18 protein-coding genes and 1 pseudogene are annotated in these 22180 nt (G+C 64.7%); 8 read left to right on the forward strand and 11 right to left on the reverse strand.

The genetic code is table 11. The annotated features are described in order from the left end of the window. The coding region (locus IPN92_16535) for a PLP-dependent transferase (protein MBK8639794.1) at nucleotides 1–696 on the forward strand (696 nt) is incomplete at its 5' end. Between the two features lie 48 nt (nucleotides 697–744). Here the strand turns inward: IPN92_16535 and IPN92_16540 are convergent. Genes IPN92_16540 through dksA form a run of 3 tightly spaced genes read right to left on the reverse strand, consistent with a single transcriptional unit; the run spans nucleotide 745 to nucleotide 2767 of the window. After that, complete coding sequence (locus tag IPN92_16540) at nucleotides 745–1299, reverse strand: hypothetical protein (protein MBK8639795.1); 555 nt, start codon at nucleotides 1297–1299, stop codon at nucleotides 745–747. 42 nt (nucleotides 1300–1341) lie between these two features. Next, nucleotides 1342–2277, reverse strand: coding sequence for a tRNA glutamyl-Q(34) synthetase GluQRS (gene gluQRS / locus IPN92_16545; protein ID MBK8639796.1), 936 nt, complete (start codon nucleotides 2275–2277; stop codon nucleotides 1342–1344). A gap of 55 nt (nucleotides 2278–2332) precedes the next feature. Continuing rightward, on the reverse strand, nucleotides 2333–2767 hold the full coding sequence (gene dksA, locus IPN92_16550) for an RNA polymerase-binding protein DksA (protein MBK8639797.1): 435 nt from the start codon (nucleotides 2765–2767) through the stop codon (nucleotides 2333–2335). Between the two features lie 249 nt (nucleotides 2768–3016). On the opposite strand from dksA, the gene IPN92_16555 reads away from it, so the two are divergent. Beyond that, on the forward strand, nucleotides 3017–3802 hold the full coding sequence (locus IPN92_16555) for an HAD-IA family hydrolase (GenBank protein ID MBK8639798.1): 786 nt from the start codon (nucleotides 3017–3019) through the stop codon (nucleotides 3800–3802). Nucleotides 3803–3853: 51 nt separating this feature from the next. Here the strand turns inward: IPN92_16555 and rfaE1 are convergent, their stop codons facing one another. From rfaE1 to IPN92_16570, 3 genes are read right to left on the reverse strand one after another with little or no spacing between them, the layout of a single operon-like run. Next, on the reverse strand, nucleotides 3854–5359 hold the full coding sequence (gene rfaE1, locus IPN92_16560) for a D-glycero-beta-D-manno-heptose-7-phosphate kinase (GenBank protein MBK8639799.1): 1506 nt from the start codon (nucleotides 5357–5359) through the stop codon (nucleotides 3854–3856). An 11-nt stretch (nucleotides 5360–5370) separates the two neighbouring features. Next, nucleotides 5371–5943 carry a D-sedoheptulose 7-phosphate isomerase gene (locus IPN92_16565; GenBank protein ID MBK8639800.1) on the reverse strand — a complete coding sequence of 191 codons (573 nt, stop codon included), beginning with the start codon at nucleotides 5941–5943 and terminating at the stop codon, nucleotides 5371–5373. A 1-nt stretch (nucleotide 5944) separates the two neighbouring features. Next, nucleotides 5945–7204 carry a glucose-1-phosphate adenylyltransferase gene (locus IPN92_16570; protein ID MBK8639801.1) on the reverse strand — a complete coding sequence of 420 codons (1260 nt, stop codon included), beginning with the start codon at nucleotides 7202–7204 and terminating at the stop codon, nucleotides 5945–5947. A 403-nt stretch (nucleotides 7205–7607) separates the two neighbouring features. Here IPN92_16570 and IPN92_16575 point away from each other — a divergent pair, with 403 nt between their 5' ends. From IPN92_16575 to sohB, 3 genes are read left to right on the forward strand one after another with little or no spacing between them, the layout of a single operon-like run. Further along, nucleotides 7608–9152 carry a 2,3-bisphosphoglycerate-independent phosphoglycerate mutase gene (locus tag IPN92_16575; GenBank protein ID MBK8639802.1) on the forward strand — a complete coding sequence of 515 codons (1545 nt, stop codon included), beginning with the start codon at nucleotides 7608–7610 and terminating at the stop codon, nucleotides 9150–9152. Nucleotides 9153–9162: 10 nt separating this feature from the next. After that, nucleotides 9163–10002: a thymidylate synthase gene (locus IPN92_16580; GenBank protein ID MBK8639803.1), complete on the forward strand. Its 840-nt coding sequence runs from the start codon at nucleotides 9163–9165 to the stop codon at nucleotides 10000–10002. Continuing rightward, complete coding sequence (gene sohB / locus IPN92_16585; protein MBK8639804.1) at nucleotides 9932–11023, forward strand: protease SohB; 1092 nt, start codon at nucleotides 9932–9934, stop codon at nucleotides 11021–11023. Before IPN92_16580 ends, sohB begins: the two co-directional genes overlap by 71 nt. A gap of 2 nt (nucleotides 11024–11025) precedes the next feature. Here the strand turns inward: sohB and IPN92_16590 are convergent, their stop codons facing one another. From IPN92_16590 to IPN92_16600, 3 genes and pseudogenes are all read right to left on the reverse strand, one after another. Next, a complete protein-coding gene (locus IPN92_16590) occupies nucleotides 11026–11760 on the reverse strand; it encodes a zinc ribbon domain-containing protein (GenBank protein MBK8639805.1) in 735 nt (244 codons plus the stop codon). Nucleotides 11761–11883: 123 nt separating this feature from the next. Continuing rightward, nucleotides 11884–12168 carry a BrnA antitoxin family protein gene (locus IPN92_16595; protein MBK8639806.1) on the reverse strand — a complete coding sequence of 95 codons (285 nt, stop codon included), beginning with the start codon at nucleotides 12166–12168 and terminating at the stop codon, nucleotides 11884–11886. Next, nucleotides 12155–12420: pseudogene (locus IPN92_16600) on the reverse strand (BrnT family toxin). The gene IPN92_16595 and the pseudogene IPN92_16600 overlap by 14 nt, the downstream one beginning before the upstream one ends. 675 nt (nucleotides 12421–13095) lie before the next feature. Here IPN92_16600 and IPN92_16605 point away from each other — a divergent pair. Then, nucleotides 13096–13797, forward strand: coding sequence for a hypothetical protein (locus IPN92_16605; GenBank protein ID MBK8639807.1), 702 nt, complete (start codon nucleotides 13096–13098; stop codon nucleotides 13795–13797). A 44-nt stretch (nucleotides 13798–13841) separates the two neighbouring features. Here IPN92_16605 and IPN92_16610 read toward each other — a convergent pair whose 3' ends face one another. Then, entirely contained in the window at nucleotides 13842–14555 is a 714-nt protein-coding gene (locus IPN92_16610; GenBank protein MBK8639808.1) for a L,D-transpeptidase, read from the reverse strand. A 185-nt stretch (nucleotides 14556–14740) separates the two neighbouring features. Further along, nucleotides 14741–15313, reverse strand: a complete 573-nt coding sequence (locus IPN92_16615; protein ID MBK8639809.1) for an isochorismatase family protein — start codon at nucleotides 15311–15313, stop codon at nucleotides 14741–14743. Between the two features lie 288 nt (nucleotides 15314–15601). Here IPN92_16615 and dnaE point away from each other — a divergent pair, with 288 nt between their 5' ends. Beyond that, nucleotides 15602–19183, forward strand: a complete 3582-nt coding sequence (dnaE, locus tag IPN92_16620; protein MBK8639810.1) for a DNA polymerase III subunit alpha — start codon at nucleotides 15602–15604, stop codon at nucleotides 19181–19183. 12 nt (nucleotides 19184–19195) lie between these two features. Next, on the forward strand, nucleotides 19196–22117 hold the full coding sequence (locus IPN92_16625; protein ID MBK8639811.1) for a hypothetical protein: 2922 nt from the start codon (nucleotides 19196–19198) through the stop codon (nucleotides 22115–22117). The last annotated feature ends 63 nt before the right edge of the window (nucleotides 22118–22180 follow it).

Here is a 22180-nt window from a genome sequence, read left to right on the forward strand (position 1 = left end):
GGGGCCGACATCGTGGTCCATGCCCTGACCAAGTACCTGGGCGGCCACGGCACCACCATCGGCGGCGCCCTGGTGGACTCGGGAAAATTTCCCTGGGCCGAGCACAAGGCGCGCTTCCGCCGTCTCAACGAGCCCGATGTCTCCTATCACGGCGTGGTTTATACCGAGGCCCTAGGGGCGGCGGCCTACATCGGCCGGGCGCGGGTGGTGCCGCTGCGTAACATGGGTGCGGCCATCTCGCCCTTTAACAGCTTCCTGATTCTGCAGGGGATCGAGACCCTGCACGTGCGCATGGATCGCCATTGCGAGAATGCCCTGGCGGTGGCCCAATTTCTCCAGGCGCAGCCCCAGGTGGCCTGGGTCCGCTACGCCGGCCTGCCGGGTCACCCGGACAAGCCCCTGGTGGACAAATACATGGGCGGCCGCGCCTCCAGCATCTTGTCCTTCGGCATCAAGGGTGGTCTGGCGTCCGGCGCCAGGTTTATCGACGCCCTCAAGCTGGCGGTACGGCTGGTCAACATCGGCGACGCCAAGACCCTGGCCTGCCACCCGGCCAGCACCACCCACCGCCAGCTCGCCCCGGCGGAACTGGCCCGCGCCGGTGTCGCGGAGGACATGATCCGTCTCTCCATCGGCATCGAGCACATCGACGACATCATCGAGGACCTGTCTCAGGCGCTGGCCGCGGCCAACTAGGGTCTTTACCGATCCTCCTGGCCTGGATTTGCCAGGCCAGGGTTCCCCCTACTCGAAGAGGTTGCCAAAGGCCCGGGCAAAGGTCTTGTAGGCCTCGTAACCATCCTTATCCATGACCTGATCGATGACCCAGCGGTTCTCGGCCCCGGGTCCCATCAAGGACTGGATCTCGAAACCCAGGTGGCGGAGAAAGGCGTAGCTGGGGCCATCGGCCGCCAGTTGAAATTCCGCGTATTCGTCGGAGCGGACATTGAGACGCTCGATGAAGGGACTGCCGTAATCCCCTGGTCCCAATAGATCCTGGCTGTTGTCCTGGACGTGCTCGATGAGCTTGCGGGCGAGGGCGGTGACTAGGGCGCGACGATCCTCGGCCTCCATACGGTCGGCGGCGAGGCGGTCGGCGATCTGGATCAAGAAGAGGAGATATTCTCCAATCACCGCCAGGCGCTGGGCGTCGTCCCGATAGAGGAAGCGTTCGCAGTGGAGGTTGATGGCCTTGTCCGTCGCGATGCGCCAGGCGATGTAGGCCAGGGCGCTGGCAATCTCTGGCAGGGAGCGCTCCGCCTCATCGTTGTTCCAATGACTCTTGATTCTCAGGGCCACGTCATCTTCCTCAGGGTTAACTAATCGATTATGCGCACTATTTTACCTGGGCTCGCGTGGGGCTGGTGGCCGACGGGCCGCCGGTGGCACCCTGGCCAGGCGCCACGCGGCCAGGGCCTGGCCCCAGAATTCCGCTGGGCTCTGGGGTGGTTCCACAAAGGGCTGCTGGCCGAGAAAGGCCCAGGCCAGCAGTAAGGTGGGGACGGGATGCCGTGATTCGACGGGGGCGGCGGCATCGGACTTACTCAGCTTGCGGCCCGCGCTGTCCAGGACCAGGGGCAGATGGGCATAGGACGGGGTCGGCAGGCCCAGGTAGTGCTGGAGCAGGATCTGGCGTGGGGTGGAGCGGATGAGGTCGGCGCCTCTGACGATGTGGCTGATGCCCTGGTGGGCGTCGTCCACCACTACCGCCAGTTGATAGGCAGGAATGCCGTCGGCGCGGCGCAGGATAAAATCCCCCACCTCCGCCGCAAGGTCCTGGGTCACCAGGCCCTGGACCCCATCCTGGAAGGCGATGGGGGGCGTCTCGACGCGCAGGCGGATGGCGCGCGCGCCCCGGCCCCCGGGGTCGCTGGTCCGGCAGGTCCCGGGATAGCGGGGGCCCTCCGGGCCGGCGAGGCCGGCTGCCGCTATCACCCGGCGACTACAGGCGCAGGCGTAGAGCAGGCCCTCTTCGTCCAGGCGGTCGAGGGCGGCGGCGTAGGCCGCCGTCCTCTGGCTTTGGTAGAGGACTGGGCCATCCCAGGCGAAGCCAAAGGCTTCCAGGGTGGCCAGGATGGCCCGCGCGGCGCCGGGGACCTCCCGCGGGCGGTCCAGGTCTTCCAGGCGCAGCCACCACTCGCCACCCCGGGCGCGGGCCTCGGCGTAGCTGCCCAGGGCAGCAACGAGGGAGCCAAAGTGGAGGGGGCCCGTGGGGGAGGGGGCAAAACGCCCCCGGTAGGGGGCGTTGACGGAGTGAGGCGCGGGACGCGCGACCAAGGGCGAGGGGGTTCCGGCTCTGGGGCCGAGTCGGAACTTGAGCCCGGAAAGGGAATCAGCCGCGCTGCTTCTCGCGGATCTCGTCCAGGGTCTTGCAATCAATGCAGAGGGTCGCGGTGGGTCGCGCCTCCAGCCGGCGGATGCCGATCTCGACGCCACAGGCCTCGCAGTAACCATAATCGTGGCTGTCGAGGCGCTCCAGCCCCTCATCGATCTTCTTGATCAGCTTGCGCTCGCGGTCACGGGTACGCAATTCCAGGCTGAACTCTGACTCCTGGGTGGCGCGGTCGTTGGGGTCGGGGAAATTGGTCGCCTCGTCCTGCATGTGATGGACGGTGCGGTCGACTTCCTCCATGAGGCTGTGTTTCCAGGCGATCAGAATCTCACGAAAATGCTCCTCCTGGCCGGGGCTCATGTAATCCTCATTACTAGAGGCTTGATAGGGTTCGAACCCGAACGCCTTTGCACCCTGCTTTTGTGCCTCGATCATGCCGGTCCTCCTGATAATACATTTGCGATGATCGGGGTTTACGGGATCGAATCGTTACCCCGACGCACGGGACGCCTCCCGTCAAAGGGGTTGCTTTGTATCAAATTGGGTGCGGATGGGCAACCGGAATTTGATCCCAGCCTGATAGATGCCAATATCGTGGATTCCAAGCCACTGCGGAAAGGGCGGGGCTGGGGTAACCTTATCCCGATCTTAAACCGGACAAACGCTTTATTTGGGAGACGAGACATGCAGGCTCTTCAGGCCCTGATCTTCGATGTGGATGGCACCCTGGCGGACACGGAGCGGGATGGCCATCGGCCGGCCTTCAATCGCGCCTTCCAGGAGGCAGGGCTCGACTGGGACTGGACGGTGCCCCTCTATGGTGAACTGCTCGCCGTGACCGGGGGCAAGGAACGCATCCTCCACTACCTGCGCCACTGGCAACCCGACTTTCTGGAGCGGCCCGACCTGGCGGACTTTATCGCCGGGCTCCACCAGCGCAAGACGGCCCACTATCTGGACCTGCTGCGCTCCGGCGCCATACCCCTGCGGCCGGGCGTCCTGCGCCTGCTGGGCGAGGCCCGGGATGCCGGCATCCGACTCGCCGTGGCCACCACCACCACCCCCGAGAATGTCACCACCCTGCTGGAGTGCGCGGGCCATGCCGATCTGCCGGGCTGGTTCGAGGTCATTGCCGCTGGCGACATCGTCCCCGCCAAGAAACCCGCCCCGGACATCTTTGTTTATGCCCTCGAGCACCTCGGGCTGCCGGCAGCGGCCTGCGTCGCCATCGAGGACTCGGCGAACGGCGTGCGCGCCGCCCTGGGCGCCGACCTCAAGGCCCTGCTGGTGACCGTGAGCACCTACACCCAAAACGAAGACTTCAGGGGCGCGGCCCTGGTGGTGGACGGTCTGGGTGAGCCCGGCGCGCCAGCGAGCCGGCTGACCGGGGAGATGGCCATGCCCGATTGCATCGACCTCGAGGCCCTGGGGACCTTGCACCGAGGTACCTATGATGCCCTTGGCGGCTGAGCCTCGCTTGTCGGGCCGGGCGCCGACATCGGCCCAGGGGCTGGGTCGGCCTCAGGCTGGCCGGCCTGGCCGGGCGGGCGCCTTGCCCCCGGTGCCACCCAGGCGCTGGATGATGCCCGTGGTGCTGCGATCATCGACCAGGGGTATCAGGACCACCTGTCCACCCCAGGCTTTCACCTCTGGGGCCCCTACGACCTCCGCTTCTCGGTAATCCGCGCCCTTGGCAAGGACATCCGGGCGCAGGGCGAGAATGAGTTCCAGGGGCGTCGTCTCGTCGAACAGCACCACGGCATCCACCGCGGCCAGGGCGGCGAGAACTCGGGCGCGGTCCTGCTCGCCGATCAGCGGGCGTGCCGGCCCCTTGAGGGCCCGCACCGACTGGTCCGTGTTCAGGCCTACCACCAGGCGCTGGCCCTGCCGGCGGGCCAGCTCCAGGTAGCTGACGTGGCCAACGTGGAGCAGGTCGAAGCAGCCATTGGTGAAGACGACCCGTTCCCCAGCGGCCTGCCAGCCCTGCACCCGGGTCTGGGCGGAGGTTAGATCCAGGATCTTGGCCGCCTGTTCCAGCGCCATCTCGCCACTGATGGCGGCCAAGAGTTCGGGCCCGGTGATGGGCACGGTCCCCACCTTGCCTACCACCACCCCAGCGGCCAGGTTGGCCAGATGGGCGGTATCGCTGGCGCCCAGCCCGGCGGCGAGGCCAGCGGCGAAGGTGGCGATGACAGTATCGCCGGCACCTGAGACATCGAAGACCTCCCGCGCCAGGGCCGGGATGCGCCGGGTGCCCGAGTCGTCCACCAGGGCCAGGCCCAATTCGCTCAGGGTCAGCACCAGGAGTCCTAGGTCCAGTTGCCCTCTCAGGGTTGCCGCCGCCTGGAGCAAGCCGGTCAGGTCCGCGCGAGGAACGCCGGTGGCCAGGGCGAGTTCGGCCCGATTGGGGGTGATGAGGCTGGCCCCGGCGTACTTGGCAAAGTCCCGGCCCTTGGGATCCACCAGGACGGGCAGGCCCTGAGCCCGCGCCGCCGCCTGGAGGCGGTGGCAGAGTCCTCCGGACAGGACGCCCTTGGCGTAGTCCGAGAGCACCAGGGCCCCAGCACCCGCCAGTAGGGGCAGGATCGCCTCGCCCAGGGCACGCTCGTCGGCGGGGTCCAGTGGCCGGTTGCTTTCCTCATCGATGCGCAGCATCTGCTGGTGATTACCGATGACCCGCGTCTTGACCGTGGTGGCCCGGTCCCGGGCCAGACCGACCGCCTGGGTCTGGATGCCGTCGGCGGCCAGGGCGGCCAGCAGGGCGGCGCGGCCTTCATCGTCACCCGTAACCCCCGCAAGCTGTACCTCCAGCCCCAGGGCGGCCAGGTTGCGGGCGACATTGGCGGCCCCGCCGGCGGTTTGGGTGCGGTGGGTCAGATGGACCACGGGGACGGGGGCCTCGGGAGAGATGCGCTGGACCTGGCCCCAGAGATAGCGGTCGAGCATGAGATCGCCCACGACTAGCACCCGGCGGGCGCCGAAGCCGGACCGCACGGCGCGCAGGACGGCCTCGGGGTGGTTGAACATGGCGGCTCGCTTCAGGCGGTGGCAGCGGGGGGCGCGAAGCGCGCCTCGACCAGGTCGCAGAGGATATGGCCGACCAGCAGATGCGCCTCCTGGATGCGCGCCGTGTTGTCGGAGGGGGCGATCAGGCAGGCATCCACCGAGCCCTTGAGGCGCCCGCCCCCCCGGCCGCTAAAGCCGGCGGTCATGGCCCCCAGGGCGCGTGCTTTCTCCATGGCCCGCAGGACATTGGGGCTGTTACCGGAGGTGCTGATGCCGATGACCAGATCCCCCGGCCGGCACAGGGCCTCGACCTGGCGGGCGAAGATCTGGTCGAAGCCATAATCGTTGCCAATGGCCGTCAGGGCGGAGCTGTCCGTGGTCAGGGCGATGGAGGCCAGGCCGGGCCGGTCGCGCTCGAAGCGCCCGACGAGCTCCGATGCCAGGTGCTGGCTATCCGCCGCGCTGCCACCATTGCCGAGCCAGAAGACCCGGCCCCCGCTGGCCAGGCAGGCGATCATGAGGGCGGCGATGCGTTCGATGTCCGCCCTTTGTTCCCGCAGCCGTTCGATGGTGCGCAGATGGTCGTCGAGGTGCCGGTCGATCATGTCACTTGGAATAGCTGCGGCCGAGGGCGCCCTGGTGGTCGCGGGCGAAGTAGCTGACGCGCCCGGCCGGGATCACGGTGATACCTTCCTCGCTGACCGTAAAGCGCTGGCGGTCGGCCTCCGGGTCGAAGCCGATCCGATCGCCGGCGGCGATGATGTTGTGACGATCGACGATGACCCGCCGCAGGCGCGCACCCCGGCAGACCCGCACATAATCCATGATGATGCAATCCTTGATCTCCACATTCTCCTCGATCACGGCCTCGCGCCGGATGATGGAATTGGTAATGCGGGCGCCCTCGTGGACGATGGTCGCCGCCGCCAGCAGGGAGTTGCGCAGCTCACCGCCCAGTACTCGTGCCACCGGACCCTGGTAGCCGCTGGAGTAAACCGGCCACTGGGGGTTGAACATATCGAAGACGGGTTCGGCGCCCAGCACGTCCTTGTGGGCATCGAAGTAGGCATCGATATTGCCGACGTCCCGCCAATAGACCTGCGATTCATAAGCCTTGGTGCCCGGGATCACATTCGTGGCGAAGTCGTAGGCAAAGAGGCGGTGGGTGCGCAACAGGCGCGGCAGGACGTGACCGCCAAAATCCGTCTCGCCATTACGGCGGGCCTCTTCCAAGGCATCAAGCAGGACTTCCGTCTTGAAGATGTAGTTGCCCATGGAGGCAAAGGCCTGGTTCGGATCGCCGGGCATGGCGGCTGGCTGGGCCGGCTTCTCCTGAAAGGCCTGGATACGCCCATCGGGCCCGGTGGCAATGACGCCAAAGCCGCGCGCATCCCGCAGCGGGACGGGCAGGGCGGCGACGGTGACATCGGCCTGGTTGGCCTGGTGGAAATCCACCATCTGCCGGATGTCCATCCGGTAGATGTGGTCGGCGCCAAAGACGGCCACCAGGTCCGGGGCCTGTTCCTCGATCAGGTTGATATTTTGGTGCACGGCGTCCGCCGTGCCCTGGAACCAGTTTTCGCTGACCCGCATCTGAGGCGGCACCACGGTCACGAAATGTTGCTGGAGCAGGGGCGAGATGGTCCAGGCCTTGCGCACATGCTCGATGAGGGACTGGGATTTGTACTGAACCAGGAGGTAAATGGTATTGATGTTGGAGTTGACCAGATTACTCAGCACGAAATCGACGATCCGGTAGCGCGCGCCGAAGGGCACCGAGGGTTTGGAGCGGGCTGTGGTCAGGGGCTGGAGGCGGGAGCCTTGGCCGCCCGCCATGACGAACGCGATGATCCGGTCGGGTTTCATGTCTGCCTCCTATATGCCCGTTGCGACGCGGGGCTACATCATGGGTCGGGGTGGGCCGCGGTAGAGGAGACGCCGGAAGCGGTGCCTTCCTAGGCCAAGAGGGCCAGGCCACCGGGCCGAAACGCACGCTTATCGCCGAATCCTGTAATCGGCTTATTGTCCACTAGATTGATGGCGACGAAAACTCACTAATTTGGTCGGTTTTGGTGGATTAAAATCAAATATGTCTTTATAAAGCAATGATCTGGCATTTTTAAGTCCCGGCCGATGAAAGCATCTGGGTCCGCATGATCGGCAAAGAGGGCCAGCAATCCCAGGGGCTAGGGGTATAAACTAGCCCCTTCGCGGCCTTGGGCAGCTCATCCCTGTCCTGGCCCCCCAATCCCAACCTGGAGTCACGGAGATGGCCGATTGGCCCAATGTACCGCGCCGACCCGTCCTGCTCGTCATTCTCGACGGCTTTGGGGTCAACCCCGCCAAGGCCAACAACGCCGTCGCCCTGGCACGCACGCCCCAATTGGATCGCTACTTCGCCTTCAACCCCCACACCACCCTGCAGGCCTCGGGCCGGGCCGTGGGTCTGCCGGATGGCCAGATGGGTAACTCCGAGGTGGGGCACATCACCCTGGGCTCCGGCTGTGTCATTCGCCAGGATCTGGTCCTGATAGACGATGCCATCGCGGACGGCTCCTTTTTCCACAACCCCGCCCTGACCGCCACCGCCCGGCGCGCCGCCGCGTTGGGCCGGCCCCTGCACCTGCTGGGCCTGGTATCCGACGGTGGCGTCCATAGCCATGTCAACCATCTGGTCGCCCTCATCGAGTTGTGCCGCCAGCAGGGCGCCATCCCGGCCGTCCACATGATCACCGATGGCAGGGATACTCCCCCGCGCTCCGCCCTCGGCTATCTGGCGGAGGTCGAGGAGGCCCTGGCCGCCGCTGGTGGCACGATCGCCAGTGTCTCCGGCCGTTACTACGCCATGGACCGCGATAACCGCTGGGACCGTACCGAAAAGGCCTGGCGCTGCCTGGTGGAGGGTCTGGGCGAGCAGGCGGATTCGGCCCGGGCGGCCATCGAGCAGTCCTATGCCGCGGGGCAGGACGATGAATTCATCCTGCCGACCAGCATCGCTCGTGGGCCACGCATCAAGGCGGGGGACTGTCTCCTCTCCTTCAACTTCCGCAAGGACCGGCCCCGCCAGATTCTGAGCGCCTTCCTCCGGCAAGATTTCAAGCACTTCGATCGGGGTGCCCTCCAGCCGGTCGAAGTGACCTGCATGATGCGCTACGACAAGACCTACAGGATGCCCATTGCCTTCGATCACGAGTCACCGGGCGTCACCCTGGGCAAGATCCTCAGCGACGCGGGCCTCCGTCAGTTCCATTGCGCCGAGACTGAGAAATACCCCCATGTCACCTTCTACTTCAATGGCGGCCACAGCGAGCCCCTGCCGGGCGAGGATCAATACCTGATCCCCTCGCCCCGGGTGGACACCTACGATCTCAAGCCGGAGATGAGCGCCCCCGAGGTGGCCACCGCCGTGGTCGAGGCCCTGGGACGCCAGGAATATGCCTTCATCGTCGTCAACTTCGCCAATGGCGACATGGTCGGGCATACCGCGGTGCGGGAGGCCGTCATCGCAGCGGTAGAGGCCCTGGACCGGGAGGTCGGGCGGGTCCTGGATGCGGCGGTGGCTGCGGGCTATGCGATCATCCTCACCGCCGATCACGGCAACTGCGACGAGATGGTGGACCCGGTGACGCAAACGCCCCACACCCAGCACACCCTCTACCCGGTGCCCTGTCTGGTGATCGACCAGGTGCCCTGGAACCTGAGCATCGGCGCCGGCCTGGATGCGATCGCCCCGACCGTGCTGGCCCTCATGGGTCTGCCCAAACCGGTGGCCATGCAGGGCCACTCGCTGCTGCTGTCTCCGGCCCGCGCTTGATGGCCCCTTCATGAGGGAGTACCTCGACCTCCTCCGGGACGTCCTGGACCGGGGCGTTGACCGGGCGGATCGCACCGGCGTCGGCACCCGGGCCGTCTTTGGCCGCCAGATCCGTTTCGACCTGGCCCAAGGTTTTCCCCTGGTCACCACCAAAAAGATCCACCTCAAGAGCGTCATTCACGAGCTGCTCTGGTTCCTGCAAGGCTCCACGGACAACCGCTGGCTCAAGGCGCGCGGGGTGGGCATCTGGGACGAATGGGCGACGGAGGCGGGCGATCTCGGCCCCATTTACGGCCGGCAATGGCGGAGTTGGGCCTGCCCGGATGGCTCGACCCTCGACCAGATCTCCCAGGTCCTGGCGGCCATCCGCGCCAATCCGGATTCGCGCCGCCTGGTGGTCTCGGCCTGGAACCCCGCGGACCTGCCCCGCGACGGCCTCTCGCCCCAGGAGAACGCCCGCCAGGGGCGCATGGCCCTAGCGCCCTGTCATTGCCTCTTCCAGTTTTTTGTCCAGGAGGGGCGCCTTTCCTGCCAGCTCTATCAGCGCAGCGCCGATCTCTTCCTGGGGGTGCCCTTCAACATCGCCAGCTATGCCCTCCTGACCCACATGCTGGCCCAGCAATGCGACCTGGAAGTGGGTGATTTCGTTCATACCTTTGGCGATTTGCACCTGTACCGCAACCATCTCACCCCTGAGATTGTCCTGGCCCAGCTCGCCCGGGAGCCCAGGCCCAGGCCCCAACTGGCATTCAAGCGGCGTCCGGCCAGCCTGTTCGACTATGAATTCGAGGATTTCGAGTTCATCGGCTACGATCCCCATCCCGCCATCCGTGCCCCCATCGCCATCTAGACCCACCCAGGGAGAACCCGTCCGCGTGACCCAAGCCCTCATCGACTACGGCCTCTTTCTGGCCAAGACCCTGACGATCCTGCTGGGCATTGGCCTGGTGCTGGTCGGGATCGTCCGCGCCCGTAAGACGGGCCATCTGGAGGGCGACCATCTGGAGGTCACCAGCCTCAACGACCGCTATCGCGAGCTGGCCCAGACCCTCCGCCAGGCCTCCACGCCCAAAAAGGCCTTCCGGAAATCCCTCAAGCTGGATCGCAAGGCCGACAAGGCGCGGGAGCAGGCGGCGGAGTCTCGCCACCGGCTCTTTGTCATCGACTTTCAGGGCGATATCAAGGCCACGGCCTCCGCCGCCCTGCGCGAGGTCATCACGGCCATCCTCTTGGAGGCCAAGGCGGGCGACGGGATCCTGATCCGGCTGGAAAATGCCGGCGGCCTGGTGACGGAACACGGCCTCGCCGCCTCCCAATTGACCCGGCTGCGGGCGCGTGGCATCCCCCTGACCGTGGCGGTGGACAAGGTCGCCGCCAGCGGCGGCTACCTCATGGCGGCGGTCGCCGACCGCATCATCGCCGCCCCCTTCGCCGTGGTGGGTTCCATTGGCGTGGTCGCCCAGTTGCCCAACTTCCATCGGGTGCTGGAGCGGCACGGGGTGGATTACGAGCTCCACACCGCCGGAGATTACAAGCGCACCCTCACCCTCTTCGGCGAGAACACCGAGGCGGGCCGGGAAAAGCTCCGTGAGCAACTGGAAGAGACGCATGGCCTCTTCAAGGACTTTATCCTCGAATACCGGCCCAGCCTGGACCTGGCCCAGGTCGCCACGGGCGAATACTGGCATGGCCGCCAGGCCCTGGCGCTGGGGCTGATCGACGAGATCCAGACAAGCGACGACTGGCTGCTGGAGGCCGCCGATACCACCGACCTTTACCAAGTCAGCTATACCGCCCACAAGAAACCCCTGGACCGGCTGCTCTCCTCCCTAACCCAGGCGGCCCAGCGGTTGTTCCGAGGGCACCCCTGATTTCAGGCGCGGCGTTGACGAACCAGCAGAATGGCGCCCCAGGCCAGGGCCAGAAGCATGATGGCCGCGCCTAGCCCATGACTCAGCCAGGCGATGTGATGGTCGAGGTGGAGCAGACCCGACTCGGTCAGGAGATATTCCCAGTCGTGGAAGCCATAGGGCGAGGAGTGACCGAAATTACCCCCCAGCAGGGGTAAATCACCGGCCCGGGCGTCATTGATGTAGGGGGCGATATCCAGGAAATTCTGCCCAAACCACCAGCAGGCCACGGCGGCGCCAAAGGGATCGCGGGTCTTCAGCAGCAGGGTGCCGGCGCAGATCAGCGGCATCAGCAACTGGCCCAGGGTACCGCCCAGGGAGGTCATAAAGTCCCCAAAAGGTCGGAAAATCAGGTGTCCGGCCTCATGAAAGGGGAGATTGACCAGGTGCAAAAAGGATTGTCCGGCACCGTTGCTGGCCGGAGACAGGGCGATCAGGCGCAGCCCCCAAATCAGCAGGACCAGCAGGAGGGCGGCGCGGGCCCATAAACCGATCCCATCTAGTTCCGGTTGGCGTGGCAGCAGGAGGGCCATCAGCCCCTCGGGCAGCGTGTCCGCCGACCGCGGCCGGGTTGGGGGCGGCCTGACCACCCGGGTCGGCGGGGTCCAGGTCGCGGGGTCGATGCCCGGCCGGGGGTGATATTTCCAATATTTCTCGAACACAATGCCGCAGGTAGAGCAGATTTTGGCGTCCGCGATTTGGAATGTCCCGCATTTCGGGCAGGCCGTCTCGGTTTTAGGGCCCTTGGCGGGTGCGGAATCAGACAGGTTGGCCTTCATGATCGCTGGATGAAAGATGCGGACATCGGGATCGCTCCAGTCCTAACGCCGTGCCGCGACATACTCCCGCAACACGCCATTGACGCGCGTCTGCCATCCTGGACCCGTGGCCTTGAGGGCCGCCAGGACGTCCGCATCGAAACGGATCGTCGTCGAAACCTTCAGCGGTTTGCTGGAAGGGGGGCGGCCGATGCGCGCCAACGGCATGACCGCCTCCCACTCGTCATCCGTCAGCGGGAGCGCGTCCGGGTCGGACGTGGCCGCCGCCGTAATGATGACATCCTCTTGAGGCGTGGGGATGAGGGTTCCTGATTTAAGCCTTGGCATAGCGGTTCACCTCCCTCGAATTGGCCTTGCGCAAGCAGATGATGCGCCTCTCATCGGCGCGATCCACGAAGGCAATGAAGAACAAGCGCAGTCCGATGTAGCCGATCCCGCACTGGCGCGGTTCGCCATAGTCACGGCGGGTATCCGGCCAAGTCAGGGCCGACTCCCAGTCCAGGTCCGCCCAAGCGCCAGCGAGATGCCGTGTTTGGCGAGGTTGGCGGCGTCTTTGGCGGCATCGAAGCGGATGTTCATGTTCATTATTGTAGTAACGATAATCCCGGTCAACAAGGACATGGCGGCAAGGCCCTGGCCGCGGCCAGGTGTCGTAGGTGTCGATGAGCAGGCGGCGCACCGTTGCCGAATATGTGGTTGTTCGAACACACCTTTGCCACGGGGCACGCATCGAGGTCAAACACCACTATTGACCATATCTCTCGATCAGACAATACTACAAGAGTGATCAGCCGCCCTCTGGTGGCCCACAAACAGAAGTCTCCGGCTCTGTCGGAGGATGCGTTACTGGGAACCAACGGGTCGAAAGGCCTTGCCTTTTCGATACTGGTAATCAAGTATCGACATCCCCGTTATACCTTCAGTGGCGTGAATTTCCAAAACCAACTCTAAATAGGAAATGACAGATGAAGAACATATCTACAATTGCCCTGCTTGGAACCATTACTTTGGTGCTGTTGCTCACCGCCTGTAGCACCGCCTCGAAGCATGAGCCGGCGCCAGCCGCCGCAGCCCCGACGTATCAGCCAAAAGTGGATCGTAATTAATTACCTTCCTGTCCCATAGTATTTACCGTCAACTTTGAAATTGAAAATTTCAAGTTGACGGTAAAAGTCGTGGGTGGTACCCCGAGTGAAGTGGCTAGGGTGCACCGCTGTGATCGGTTTATTCGCTTTACTCGTCAGCTATACCGGTTTGGTTGGTGCCGCCTCGTCACAGCCGATTTTTGATGACGCTCAAGGATCATCGGTTTCGATGCCACTTCCACCAGAGTACGTGATCGACCGGGATGGGTCGGTAACGCTGCGAATCTGCTTTAACTGGTCGTGTGCGAGCAGACAGACCATGACCTTCACCCCCAACGATATGGCCCTTCTAAAAAGGCCTATGGCGCTTTGTCCTGGCGCAAGTTTTCACGATAGATTACAGCATGTGCGTATCGGGATTTGGCAAATGGAATTGATGGCACAAAAGTATCAGCCATTGTTGGCCAACGACCTTGCCATTAACGATTTTGATGGTGAAGTTGAGGGGCGGATGGATTGCGTCGATAAGACCAGTAACACCACTACTTATTTACATATTCTCCGGGATATTGGGGAACTGGCCGGGTGGACCGTCTCTTCTCCCAAAGTGCGCAGTCCTTTAGATATCACCGCGGTTCATTGGACAGCCGTAATTATCGATACGGAAAGTGGACTTCCCTGGAGCATTGACTCATGGTTTCGCCCGAACGGCCATCTGCCACTTGTCATGCCATTGCCGAGCTGGATCGACGAGAAGAAGGCCTGGGAACCGCCTTTCGAAACTATGAATTCTACACCGCACTCAATCTACGAGCTATGTAATACGGGTCCGCTTGGCCTCTTGGGGCCAGCGGCGCTTCCCTTTCAGTAAGGCAGTTGGAGACAGCCCTTAAAGCTTGAATTTGGGTGACTCACTCAATTACGTTTTGTTTCCGGCAATACATAAACAATGCCGGCCGTCCCGGAAAACTTGCTATGTACCACATTCTTGAAGAATACCGCTGGAACATTGATGCAGCCAAACGAAATACGGTTATCAAGCGGCGTTGGCGTGTCCAGGCGTTCAGCCCGGCGCTCTTTGGGGTTAGACGTAACGACCGGATGCATGGAGATGGCATTTTTGTAGTCCACCCAGAGTATTTCCTTGCCATGGGCATTGCGGCCCATTCCCGCCTCGAAACGACCCGCCGGCGTCGTTCGCTGCGCGACGGGGATAAGTCCCATCCGCATGTTACCAACGCCGGGGGCGACGTCATCACCTTTCCCCAGTCCCAGCAGCACGGGCGCTGCTCCGTGTAGCTTTCCGTCCACGCTAAATACATAGACCTTGGCGTTTACTTTATCGACAATCGCGAACGGCTTGTTGAGATTATCTCCTGAACTGACAACCCATTCTGCCATATCCCGTGTCCTGGGCGATGCACTCTCTGACTCAAAGTTGACCTGCCTGGAACCATCGGCCAAGGCCGATTTTGGTTCCATAACGAATGGAACATCTGCGTCTTCGGAATAGTTTGCATTGAGCATCGGGTTGGGCATCCGAGCGACATCATCCGACTTCGTTGCCAGGTGCGGGACGCAACCGGCACCCAACAGACCCAGGCACAGGGATAGAGCCATGCGGGTCATTTTCGAGTGCAAGGATGCTGGGAGTCGTTGCTGGGCCACCAGCAGTTCGGGCGCCAGAGGTATCGATTCTTGGTCATTCATGAGTTATTTCAGAGAGGCTCAAGGCCTGGCAAGGGGAAAGTCTTAGCTTTCACTCATTTTTCTGACAAGCTGCCTAATTGTCAAGCCCCGTGAGATGGCATTCCTTAGGCCACGGCGCCTGCGGCCAGCATGGTGGCGATGGCCCGCGCGCCATCGCCGGGCTGGACCTCGACGGCCCGGACCCCAGCGGTCAGGAGTCTGACCTCATAGCCCAGGCGCAGGGCGTCCAGAACGGTATTGAGCACGCAGTAATCCGTCGCCAGCCCGCCGACGAACACCCGCCTCACGCCCAGGTGCTGAAAGTAGCGATGCAATTCCGTGCCCTCGAACTCCGAATAGCCCGCATCATTCTGGCGGGTCCCCCTGGAGAAGATGGTGGCCGTCGCGGGCAGGGCCAGATCGGATGAAAAGGCCGCCCCGAGCGTCTGGACCACGCAATGCGGGGGCCAGGGCCCGCCTTGGGCGAGAAAGGAGCAATGATCGGCGGGATGCCAGTCGCGGGTCGCGGCAATCGGCAGCCCAGCGGCGGCGAAGCGGGCGATCCAGCCATTCAGGACCGGCACTACCGCATCGCCCTCCGGAACGGCCAGGGCCCCGCCCGGCAAGAAATCACGCTGGACATCGACCACTACCAGCGCGTCAGTCGGTTGCAGCCCTATCTCCTCGGTCATTTCCATTTTTCTAGCCCCCCACGCCTCGCGATGGGTCAGCGCCTGCCACGCTGGCGGAAAGAAAAGTTAGATCCAGGCCGGCCTCGTGGCCAACGCTGCGCGACTTTATACCTAAAGTCCGTCGATTAACGGCCCATAGCGGGAGCCTTGGCGGGCAGCGGGTGACGGCTGGTGGGCGGGGGTGTCGACAGCAGGGATGCTGTCGTCAAGCCTACAGGGATGTATTCACGGCGTCCCCCGCCCACCAGCCGTCACCCGCTGCCCGCCCCGATCCCTGCAACCCAAGCCCAATCCATGACCCCGGGCAACAAGGCTTACAATGATCTCAGTCATCCCCAGAGTAGTCATCCTATAACACCGCCCGTGCCTTCCTTCGTTCATCTCCACGTCCACAGTGAATATTCCCTCGTGGACGGCCTCCTGCGTATCAAGCCCATGGTCAATGCCGTGGGGGAGGCGGGGATGCCGGCCATCGCCATCACGGATCAGCTCAACCTCTTCTGTCTGGTCCGTTTTTATAAGGCCGCCCTGGCCGCCGGGGTCAAGCCCATCGTCGGCGCCGAGATGCTGGTGCGCAACCCGGATGACGCCAGCCAACCCCATCGCCTGGTGCTGCTGGTGCAGAACCAGGCCGGCTATCTCAACCTGACCCGCCTCGTCTCCCGTGCCTATCTCGATGGCCAGCAGGGTACGGCGCTGCCCCAGGTGGAGCGCGATTGGGTCGTGGCGGCGGCGGAGGGTCTCATCGCTCTCTCCGGCGGCCCCGCGGGGGATGTGGGTCAGGCCCTCCTGACCGGCAACCAGCGGTTGGCGGAGCAGCGTCTGGATCACTGGCTGGCGGCCTTCGGCGATCGCTATTACCTCGAACTCCTGCGCACCGGCCGCCCCAACGAGGCGGAGTGCCTGGAGCGCGGCGTGGACCTGGCCACCGCCCGGGGCGTACCGGTAGTCGCGACCAACGACGTGCGTTTCCTGACCTCTCGGGATTTCGAGGCCCACGAGGCGCGGGTCTGCATTCACGATGGCCAGACCCTGGGCGACAGCCGCCGTCCCCGGCGCTATAGCGAGGAGCAATATCTGCGCACGCCCGAGGAGATGGCGGCGCTCTTCGCCGATATCCCCGAGGCCCTGGAAAATTCCCTGGAGATCGCCAAGCGCTGCAACCTGGAACTGACGCTGGGCCAGAACTTCCTCCCGGACTTTCCCGTGCCGGTGGGTATGACCCTTGAGGATCACTTTGCCGCCCTCTCTCGCGAGGGGCTGGAATGGCGCCTGGCACGGCTTTTCGACCCGGCCGGCCTGGCGGAGCGTCGCGGGATTTATGACGACCGCCTGGAGCTGGAGCTGGGGGTCATCAATCAGATGGGTTTCGCCGGCTATTTCCTGATCGTGGCGGATTTCATCCAGTGGGCCAAGGACAACGACATCCCAGTGGGACCGGGACGCGGCTCCGGCGCTGGGTCCCTGGTGGCCTACGCCCTCAAGATCACCGACCTGGACCCCATCGAGCACGACCTGCTGTTCGAGCGCTTCCTCAACCCGGAACGCGTCTCCATGCCCGACTTCGACATCGACTTCTGCATGGAGGGGCGCGACCGGGTCATCGACTATGTCGCCGGGCGTTATGGCCGCGAGGCGGTGTCCCAGATCATCACCTTCGGCACCCTGGCCGCCAAGGCGGTGGTGCGCGACGTGGGCCGGGTGCTGGGCCACCCCTACGGCATGGTCGATCGCATCGCCAAGATGGTGCCCTTCGAGCTGGGCATGACCCTGAGCAAGGCCCTGGAGGATGGGGAGGACCTGCGCAAGGCTTACGCCGAGGACGAAGAGGTGCGGACCCTCATCGACATGGCCCTCAAACTGGAGGGCCTGGCCCGCAACGCCGGCAAACACGCCGGCGGCGTGGTCATAGCCCCGACCCGGTTGACGGACTTCGCCGCCCTCTATTGCGAGCCGGGCGGCACCAACCTCATGACCCAGTTCGACAAGGACGATGTCGAACAGGTGGGCCTGGTCAAGTTCGACTTCCTGGGCCTGCGCACCCTGACCATCATCGATTGGGCCCTCAAGACCATCAATGCCGGGCGGGCCAAGGCCGGCGAGCCCCCCATCGACATCTCCCGCATCGACCCCAAGGACCCGGCGGCCTTCGCCCTGCTCAAACGCTGCGAGACCACCGCCGTCTTCCAGCTCGAATCCCGGGGCATGAAGGAGCTGATCAAGAAGCTGCGCCCCGACTCCTTCGAGGACATGACCGCCCTGGTGGCCCTGTTCCGCCCCGGCCCGCTGCAATCCGGCATGGTCGATGACTTCATCGCCCGCAAGCACGGCGAGGCGGCGGTGGCCTATCCCCATCCGGACCTGGAGCCCATCCTCAAGCCCACCTACGGCGTCATCCTCTACCAAGAGCAGGTGATGCAGATCGCCCAGGTCCTGGCCGGCTACTCCCTGGGCGGCGCGGACCTGCTGCGCCGCGCCATGGGCAAGAAAAAGCAATCGGAGATGGACAAGCAGCGCGCCGTCTTCGAGGCAGGGGCGGCCCAGCGGGGCGTGGACGGCCGGACGGCGACCTACATCTTTGACTTGATGGACAAGTTCGCCGGGTACGGCTTCAACAAGTCCCACTCCGCCGCCTATGCCCTGGTCTCCTATCAGACCCTCTGGCTCAAGGCCCACTATCCCGCCGCCTTCATGGCCGCCGTCCTCAGCGCCGACATGGACAACACCGACAAGGTGGTCACCCTCATCGACGAATGCCGGACCATGCGTCTGGAGGTGCGACCACCCACGGTGAATGCCTCCGAGTGGCAATTCACCATCGCCGACGACCGAACCCTCATCTATGGCCTGGGCGCCATCAAGGGGGTAGGGGAGGGCGCCATCCTCGCGCTCCAGGAGGCCCGCCAGGCGGAGGGGCCTTTCCGCGACCTCTGGGACTTCTGCCGTCGCATCGACCTGCAAAAGATGAACCGGCGGGTCCTGGAGGCCCTGGTACGCTCCGGCGCCCTGGACGAACTCGGCGCCAACCGCGCCACCCTGATGCAGCATCTGCCCCTGGCGATCCGGCTGGCGGAACAGCACAAGGCCAGCCACTCCTCCGGTCAGGTGGACCTCTTTGGCCTGGTGGAGGAGACCGCCACGGGTCCCGACCCCCAGCTCGCCGGCCAGGTGTGGGGGGAATGGGAGGAGGAGGAGCGCCTCCAGGGCGAAAAGGAGACCCTGGGCCTCTATCTCACCGGCCACCCCGTCAACCGCTTCGAACCCGAGCTCAATGCCCTCATGGGCAACCGCCTCAATGTCCTTCTGTCCACCCCCAAGGGGCGCGGGGACCGGGAGAAGCGCACCGTGGCCGGCCTGGTGGTGGGGGTGCGCCACGGCAAGACCCCGCGCGGGCGCATGGCCTCCCTGGTCCTCGACGATCGCACCGGGCGCCTGGAGGTCACCGTTTTCAGCGAGCTATACGACCAGTTCCGCGACCTCCTGGCCGTGGATCGCCTGCTGGTCATCGCCGGCACCCTCAACTTCGATGAATTTCGCGACGCCTGGTCCCTGCGCGCCAGCGAGGTCCAGACCCTGGAACAGGCCCGGGAGAAGGCCGCCGATCACCTCTGGCTTACGCTGGACCTGGGCACCGCCAAGAAATATAAGAAGGGCGGGGAGCTCCTCCAGCAGTTGCGCGAGGTCCTGACCCTCTATCGAGGTGGCCGCCTGGCCATCCAGTTGGCATACCATTCACCCCAAGGCCAGGCCCGCTTCCTGCTCGGGGACGACTGGCGCGTCCAACCTACGGACGAACTGATCAAGCGCCTGCGCCAGCTTCTGGGCCAGGAGGCTGTCAAGGTGGCCTATGGCCGCTTCACGGGACAGACGGAATAGAGGCTCCAAAACATGAAGAAGGGGTTATCCCGGCTGGTCTCGGCCACCCTGATCCTGGTGGCCCTTTATCTGGTCGGGGTGAATCTGGCCCTGAACCTGCCCGCGACGCGGGCCTATCTGAACAGCCTGCAACCCGACCGCCTCGCCATTGGCTGGGATCGGGCCTGGAGCTGGTACCCCTTGCGGGTGGAGTTCCGGGGTTTCGCCGCCGACGGCCAGACCCCGACTGAGCAATGGCAGGTCGATGCCGAACGCGCGGCGGCGTCGGTCTCCTTGCGTCCGCTGCTCAAGGGCCTGGTGCGGGTGCATGATCTGGACCTGGTGGATATCGACCTGCGGCTACGGCCGCGATCAGGTCCAGCCCAGGATGACGCCGCCATCCGGCACCACTTCCCGGTCATCCGCAACCGCGATCCCGAGGCCCCCGCGGAGCCGGTGGTAGAGGAGGAGGGCGGCAAGCTGCTGCTCGAAATCGCCGACATCCATCTGCGCGGCGCCCATGCCTTTTGGGTCTCCCAGGTGCGCGGCACCCTGCCCGGAGAGATCCGCGGCAGCTTCAGCCTGGATACCGGAGCCGGGCGTTTGGGGCTGGCGGGGGGTACCCTGGATCTGGTGCTCGAATCGCTGCGGATCGCAGATGCCGAGCCCATGACCCACCCGGCCTCCATCAAGGGCCGGATCGAGGTCCCGCCCTTCGTTATCGCCGAGGCGACGGGCCTGGCGGCCCTGGCCCTGCCCGAGTTCGATGCCGAAATTGACCTCCCGGTGCAAAATCTGAACTTTCTACCCTCCCTGATTGGCGGCATCAGGGGTCTGGACCTCCAGGGCCAGGGCCGCCTGCTTGGGCGGGTGGTCTTTTCCCACGGTGACTTACTCCCGGGCACCGACCTCATCGTCGAGGCCCATGAACTGGCGTTGACCCTCGCCCGCTATGGCTTTGCTGGCGACGGCATCATCGAGCTCAAGGTCGACCCCGAGGATGCGAATCGGGCGGATCTGGTGGTCCGCTTCGACGAGGTGCGTGCTGCCCTGGTGGCGGAGCCGACCGACGCGGCCACCGCTACGGACAGGGAGCCGGCCTTGCCGCTCTTCTCCGGCCGCGGGCTCGAGGCCGTCCTCCACACCGAGATGCGCGGCGGCAAGCCCGACCTTGGGCTCACCTTGACCCTGCCGGCGATGGAGGTGCCCGACCTGGGTGCCTACCAGAGCCTGCTCCCTGCTGAGTGGCCCATGCGGCTCCTGGGTGGCTCGGGTCGGGTGAAGGGCCAGGTGGCGGTGTCCCCCGAGACGATGAGGATCGAACTTGATCTGACTTCCGACCAGGCCAAGTTGAGCTATCGGGATGCCCAGGCGACCACCGATCTGGTGCTGCAACTGCGAGCCGGCATCAGGGGTGCGACGGATACCGAGGAGGCGGTGCTGGATCTAACCGGCACCCGGCTGGGGCTCGACAATGCCGCTACCGCGAAGGCCGGGGCCAGGAAGAAGCATGTCAAGGGACCGGTACCCCCCAAGCCCCTGAAGGCGGTGCTGGAGGTCACCGACGGCCAGTTGAGCCTCTCCCTGCCGCCCCCGGAGGCCGGCAGGGGACCGATGCGCTCCGTGGTTAAGGCTCTGACCGAGCAAGGTTTCGGCGGCCTGATCGGGACGGCCGATGGGCGTCTGCTGGCCACCCTGACCCTTTCCCGACTCGATTGGATCGCGGAGTTATTGAACCGTCCGCTGAACCTGAGCCTGATCGGCGCGGCCGAGATCGATGCGGAGATCCTGCTCGTCGATGGCCTGCCCGTACCCGGAACCTCCCTCCAGATACCGCCGGAGGCCCTGGAACTCGGGTTGCTGGAGCATCGGGTGGAGGGTCTGGGGCAGGCCTGGGTAAACCTGGAGCAGGGTAGCCATCACCCGCCGCTGGTTCTGAATATCGCCTTGAGCGATGCCCGCCTGCGGCGCCGCGACGAGGCGGAGCCCAGTATCGACCAGGTGCGTCTGGATGCCGATGTCGTGGTCGCCGACCCCTTCGCCGCCAAGACCAACCAGGTCGATATGGCGCTGAAGCTCCGTTCGGCGCGGGTGCGGGATATGAGCAGCTACAACCCCTACCTGCCCGCTCATGCCCCGCTCTCCCTGGTGTCGGGCGAGGCGACTCTGGTCGGCGATCTGCAACTGGGTCCCAAAAGTCTGCGGGGCGAGTTGCTGCTGCTCGCCAAGGGCGTCCGCCTGGCCATGAGCCAGACGGAATTGGCCGGCGATCTCCGGCTGGATCTGCTGATCCGGGGCGGCTCGGCCTCGGACATGCGGTTTGATATCACCGGCTCCAGCCTGGCGCTGACGGGCTTTCAGGTGAAGGGCCAGACCGCGACGGCGCTGGCCCCGGACTGGCACGCGAACCTGGAAATGGAGAAATCACAGGTCGCGTGGCGCAAGCCCATGCATCTGGATATGAAGGCCGCGCTCACCATCAAGGACACCCGGCCTTTCGTCGCGCTCCTGGAGGACGTGCGCGGGGAACAGCGCTGGCTCGATGACTTCCTCCTGGTCGAGGATCTGGCGGGCAGCCTGCAGTTAGTCATCGATGGCAACAACGCCCTGCTCAAGGACGCCCGGGTCAGTGGTAAAAACGTGGGGGTCCAGGCCAAGGGGCACGCCGCCGCCGATCGCCGCGAGGCCATGCTCCTCGTGCGCTGGCATGGCTTCGCCGGAGCCCTCGCCATGGAGGATGACTGGCAGCAATTCGAACTCGGCGATGCCCACGCCCGCTTCGACGCCTATCAGCCCGGCAAAACCAAACTGCGTTCAGGTGGCGGTGCCAAGTCGCAATCCCCGAATAGCGCCGGCCAGGCACCACCAGGCCCGGGAAAAGGGCGGTCGGCGGCATCCCAAGCCGACAAGGGCCCCCAGGGTCATCGGAATCTGTTTCTGGAGTACGATCCTTGAGCGGCGGCCCATGCCAATGACCCCCTTCTAAAAAGCTCATGGACACCCTCAACCGACAACAGG

It is taken from the genome of Chromatiaceae bacterium, assembly GCA_016714645.1.
Lineage (GTDB): Bacteria > Pseudomonadota > Gammaproteobacteria > Chromatiales > Chromatiaceae > M0108.